The 1,516-nt window shown below is 43.6% G+C and carries 3 protein-coding genes; 1 reads left to right on the top strand and 2 read right to left on the bottom strand.

The features are described 5' to 3' along the window. Positions 1 to 11 precede the first annotated feature (11 nt). A complete protein-coding gene (gene rnpA, locus A5294_RS05140) occupies positions 12 to 509 on the bottom strand; it encodes a ribonuclease P protein component (protein ID WP_064340621.1) in 498 nt (165 codons plus the stop codon). A gap of 21 nt (positions 510 to 530) precedes the next feature. Continuing rightward, a complete protein-coding gene (gene rpmH, locus A5294_RS05135; RefSeq protein ID WP_004106067.1) occupies positions 531 to 665 on the bottom strand; it encodes a 50S ribosomal protein L34 in 135 nt (44 codons plus the stop codon). A 170-nt stretch (positions 666 to 835) separates the two neighbouring features. Between rpmH and A5294_RS05130 the strand changes: the two genes are divergently transcribed. Further along, the gene (locus tag A5294_RS05130) at positions 836 to 1,480 is read left to right on the top strand and encodes an iron transporter (protein WP_064340620.1); all 645 of its coding nucleotides are present in this window, start codon (positions 836 to 838) and stop codon (positions 1,478 to 1,480) included. The last annotated feature ends 36 nt before the right edge of the window (positions 1,481 to 1,516 follow it).

Raw genomic sequence — 1,516 nt, 5'->3', positions numbered from 1 at the left:
ATATATTTCAATTATCCTTGATTCTGATTATTCTCATGCATTTTGCAATTTTGTGTAGAACATAAATCTGCACTAATTTTGCCAAAAAGCTTTTGTATCTGGCATTGTAATGAATCAAATGAAGATTGAGCTGCAGAAGGTTTTGCTCTTAGCACCACATCACAACCTGCAGGTAATAAAGATTCATAATTTTTTGCGATTACTCGTAGACGTCTTTTTACCTTATTGCGAACTACAGCTTTCCCCACTGATTTAGATACAGCAAGACCTAGCCTCTTTACATGTTCAAATTTTTGATCATGTAAGAAGGTACCAGAAAATGCCGCGGGAGTATCACTTTCAAAACCCGTGGCAATATAATCTAAACTTGCACTTCTATCTTCGTTAAGTGTGCTCTGCACGGCTATATCGTCACGCATAATGTAATGCGCGACGATATCCCGGGAACTCACCTTGCGCCGTTTTCTTAGCACCGCAACAAAATCACGGTGGCTTTTCAGCCTTTCCATGCCTTACGACGCTACCTTAACTCAGGCAGACAGTGACTTGCGGCCCTTGGCACGACGACGATTAATTACTGCGCGACCTGCACGCGTACGCATGCGAACGCGGAAGCCGTGCTTCATGTGACGACGACGATTATTCGGCTGAAATGTCCTCTTCATAACTAATGCTCCTGTATTCAGCCATGCAAAAGCATGGCCCCGTATGAGTCAAGCTATACCAAAATACTATTACCCCTCACCAATGTTCAAAACTCCACATTTTCTTATTAAAGAATCAACATAGTCAAATATAAATAAAAATRACTAACAACAAACACAGAAGGTTAGATATGAAGAATAATAAAATGACAGCAATTGCAGCTTTAGCTCTTGCTGGACTGCTTGCGCTCGCTGGATGCGGTTCCAATGGCAATTCAGCTAAAACTGATGCTAAGTCACAAGCAACCGAGCAGAAGTCTGATAACAAGTCTGATGACAAGGGCGACGATAAGGGCTTTGAGGAGGTTCCAGTTGGTCCTCACCAAGATCAGAACATTGGACCTCTTACTATTGGTGCCGTGTACTTCCAGCCAGTTGATATGCTCCCAGCCGGTATGGGTTTGAAGGCAAGTGAAGCAAGCTTCCACCTTGAAGCCGATATCCACGCTAACCAAAAAGGTACAAAGCTTGGCTACGGTAAGGGCGAGTTCATTCCAGATTTGACTGTGAATTATGAGATTGTCGATAAGGCAAGCGGTGAATCCGTTGGCAAGGGTACTTTTATGCAGATGAACGCTTCCGATGGCCCTCACTACGGTGCAAACGTTAAGCTTGACAAGGCTGGAAATTACAAGCTCGTGCTTTCTATTGAATCCCCAGAAAAGAAGGGTTGGATGCTTCACGTCGATCCTGCTACCGGCGTAACCGGTCGCTTCTGGACTGAGCCAATTAAGGCAACCTTCGACGATTGGAAGTACACTCCTCGTCAGTGGTAGTGATAGCTAGTTAATAATTAGCGATTAATTAATAAT

Source organism: Gardnerella sp. 30-4 (assembly GCF_001641215.1).
GTDB classification, from domain to species: Bacteria; Actinomycetota; Actinomycetes; order Actinomycetales; family Bifidobacteriaceae; genus Bifidobacterium; species Bifidobacterium leopoldii.
This window is presented reverse-complemented; position numbering and strand designations above follow the sequence as displayed.